The 2,773-nt window shown below is 55.1% G+C and carries 4 protein-coding genes; 2 read left to right on the plus strand and 2 right to left on the minus strand.

All coding sequences use genetic code 11. From position 1 onward, the window contains the following. Positions 1-100: 100 nt before the first annotated feature. Entirely contained in the window at positions 101-514 is a 414-nt protein-coding gene (locus FN633_RS06505; protein WP_154057157.1) for a CoA-binding protein, read from the plus strand. 28 nt (positions 515-542) lie between these two features. On the opposite strand, the gene hspQ is transcribed toward FN633_RS06505, so the two are convergent. Together hspQ and rlmI are read right to left on the minus strand one after the other, a co-directional pair. Beyond that, positions 543-860, minus strand: coding sequence for a heat shock protein HspQ (gene hspQ, locus FN633_RS06510; protein ID WP_042392502.1), 318 nt, complete (start codon positions 858-860; stop codon positions 543-545). 59 nt (positions 861-919) lie between these two features. After that, positions 920-2,110 carry a 23S rRNA (cytosine(1962)-C(5))-methyltransferase RlmI gene (gene rlmI / locus FN633_RS06515; RefSeq protein ID WP_154057158.1) on the minus strand — a complete coding sequence of 397 codons (1,191 nt, stop codon included), beginning with the start codon at positions 2,108-2,110 and terminating at the stop codon, positions 920-922. Between the two features lie 165 nt (positions 2,111-2,275). On the opposite strand from rlmI, the gene FN633_RS06520 reads away from it, so the two are divergent. Beyond that, positions 2,276-2,632: a hypothetical protein gene (locus FN633_RS06520; protein ID WP_154057159.1), complete on the plus strand. Its 357-nt coding sequence runs from the start codon at positions 2,276-2,278 to the stop codon at positions 2,630-2,632. The last annotated feature ends 141 nt before the right edge of the window (positions 2,633-2,773 follow it).

The following is a 2,773-nucleotide window of genomic DNA, read 5'->3' on the forward strand; positions in this document are numbered from 1 at the left end:
GGGGCTACATCACTTCTGATTACCCTCATGCAGAGGTATGGGATAGATGGTCGAGTGTCCAGGTTTGGCATACACTTGAGAAAATAGCCTGGAGATGATTATGAAAGAGACCGATATTGCTGGCATTCTGAAATCAACCCACACCATTGCGCTGGTAGGCGCAAGCGACAAGCCTGACCGTCCTAGCTACCGGGTCATGAAATACCTGCTCGACCAGGGCTACCATGTGATCCCGGTCTCGCCGAAGGTGGCGGGAAAAACGCTGCTGGGTCAACAGGGCTACGCGACGCTGGCGGAAATTCCCGAGAAGGTCGATATGGTGGACGTGTTCCGCCAGTCGGAGGCGGCCTGGGGCGTGGCGCAGGAGGCGATTGCCATCGGGGCGCAAACCCTGTGGCTGCAGCTCGGCGTGATCAACGAGCAGGCAGCGGTGCTGGCTCGCGAAGCGGGGTTAAACGTGGTGATGGATCGCTGCCCGGCGATTGAGATCCCACGCCTGGGACTTTCCCGCTAAAAAAAGACCCCGCGCTGGCGGGGTCTTATCAGTTGCGCAGCCGAGGCGCCTGGAGCTGTTTACGGATAGAGCGCGCGAGCTCATCCATCGAGGGTTGTTCCGGATGTTCATCCTGCACTTCGCTGCTGAGCTGAGCTTCGGCCAGGTAGGTATGCACCGGCTGTCCGTCATCATCCTCCATCACCACGTGATACCACGGGGCGACGCGCAGGTCCGGGTTAACGGCCAACTCGTCAGCTGAGGGTTCATCAAGGGAGTATTCCGGGTCGATATCTACCACTACGCCCAAAAATCCCAGCAGGGAGTGGCGCACCTGCTGGCCAATGCCGTATTTGCTGGCAATCATAGTCACCTCCAGGAAACAGTACTTATCCCCAATATGGGGATAAGGTTCCAGAATTCAAGCTACATGACGCGACAGGCAAACCCTTTAAGATACAGTCCTTCCGGGTAGGGAGCGATCACCGGGTGATCGGCGGCCTGACGGAACTGCTCTATAAATTGTACATCACGACCCGCATCTATTGCGGCATCAGCGATGATTTTCTGAAATAAATCGGTGGTCATCAGGCCGGAGCAGGAGAAGGTCAGCAGCACGCCACCGGGATTCAGCAGCTGGATCGCCAGCATGTTGATGTCCTTATAGCCACGGCACGCACCCATCAGCTGGCTTTTGTTCTCCACGAACTTCGGCGGATCCATCACGATAACGTCAAACTTCTCACCACTATCACGATATTTACGCAGCAGCTTGAAAACGTCATCGCGGACAAATTCCGCTTTGCTCAAGTCGAGCTGGTTGAGTTCTACGTTTTGCTTGGCCACGTCCAGCGCCTCCTGAGAGGTATCGACGCTCACCACCTGGGCACAGCCGCCCATCAGCGCAGAGACCGCGAAGCCACCGGTGTAGGAGAAGCAGTTCAGCACACGCTTATCCGCAACGTACTGGCGGGTCGCCAGTCGGCTGTCGCGCTGGTCCAGGTAGTAACCGGTTTTGTGTCCAGCCTGGATATCCACCAGCAGCTTCATGCCATTCTCTTCGATCGGCAGCAGCGGCGGCGGCAGCTCACCGCTCACCGGGCCCTGAGTCAGCTCCAGGCCCTCTTTTTTACGTACCGCCACGTCGCTGCGGTCGTAAATGGCGCACTCGGGGTAGCGCTCATGCAGGGCCGCCACCAGCGCCGGGCGCTGATACTCTGCGCCTGCGCTCAGCAGCTGCAATACCAGGAAGTTGCCGAAGCGGTCGATGGTAATGCCGGGCATACCGTCCGACTCACCGGCGATCAGGCGATAGCTATCCAGACCATCGCGCTTCGCCAGCCAGTCGCGCCACTGCTGGGCCTGGGCCAGGCGGCGGCCAAAGAAGGCGATATCCACGCTTTCGTTTTTATCGAACGTCCAGACGCGGGCGCGGATCTGCGAGGCAGGGGAGTATGCGCCGCGAGCTAACCATTTTCCCTGATGGTCAACGATATCAACGGTTTCACCGAGGGTGGCTTTGCCTTCCATGCGGGCAACCGCACCGGAGAAGACCCAGGGATGACGGCGCAGCAGAGACTTCTCGCGCCCTTTGGCTAACACTAAACGTACGCTCATAATAAATTGTATTGTCTTTATGAAGAAAATGGCCGCCATTTTCCTGGGTTAGGGCAGGAAAAGCAACGCATCAGGCGGGATTAACGATGCGCGTACGTGATGGTAAGGAATAGAATGAGCGCTACAGGATGGTCGATGTATCAGTTACCCGGAGAGAAATAGATTATGCATGAGGATTTTCAGCTGTTTACACCGCTCCCGATGTGGCCTGTTATTGTCTACTATTCGCTCTCCATTGCGGTTTTCGGTATCGCTTACTTCGGGCGTATTCTTGTTCAAAGAAAGAGCAATTATCCTTTTTTCATTTTATATACGTTGGTCATCGTCATGATGGCTGCGATCCAGTTTTGCATTTTTGTGCACGGTACCGCTTTCACCCGTAGCGTCTTTCACGTAGATATCGATGTCGATTTGTATGATTCAATAACGTGGGGGGCGATTGTTTTTGCGCTGCTATTTTTCTTCGCCATGCCGAGAAATGATTTTATGCGCTCGGTAGGCAGGAAGCGGTCCGGAAGATAAAAAAATGCCAGTACCATCAAGGTACTGGCAAGACAGACAGGCAATGAGAGTTAATACTTTCAGTCTGGTACAGAGAAGCGAAGCGGTATGTAGGGAAAAGTCTGATAGTGGCGGTTGCCCTGTTAACAACAGCTCAATAAA

The sequence above is a fragment of the Pseudescherichia vulneris genome, assembly GCF_902164725.1.
Lineage (GTDB): Bacteria > Pseudomonadota > Gammaproteobacteria > Enterobacterales > Enterobacteriaceae > Pseudescherichia > Pseudescherichia vulneris.

What these genes read in the sequence shown, in the direction of transcription:
- hspQ (WP_042392502.1), bottom strand. Translation starts at nt 860, where the DNA reads ATGATTGCCAGCAAATACGGCATTGGCCAGCAGGTGCGCCACTCCCTG.
- FN633_RS06520 (WP_154057159.1), top strand. Translation starts at nt 2,276, where the DNA reads ATGCATGAGGATTTTCAGCTGTTTACACCGCTCCCGATGTGGCCTGTT.
- rlmI (WP_154057158.1), bottom strand. Translation starts at nt 2,110, where the DNA reads ATGAGCGTACGTTTAGTGTTAGCCAAAGGGCGCGAGAAGTCTCTGCTG.
- FN633_RS06505 (WP_154057157.1), top strand. Translation starts at nt 101, where the DNA reads ATGAAAGAGACCGATATTGCTGGCATTCTGAAATCAACCCACACCATT.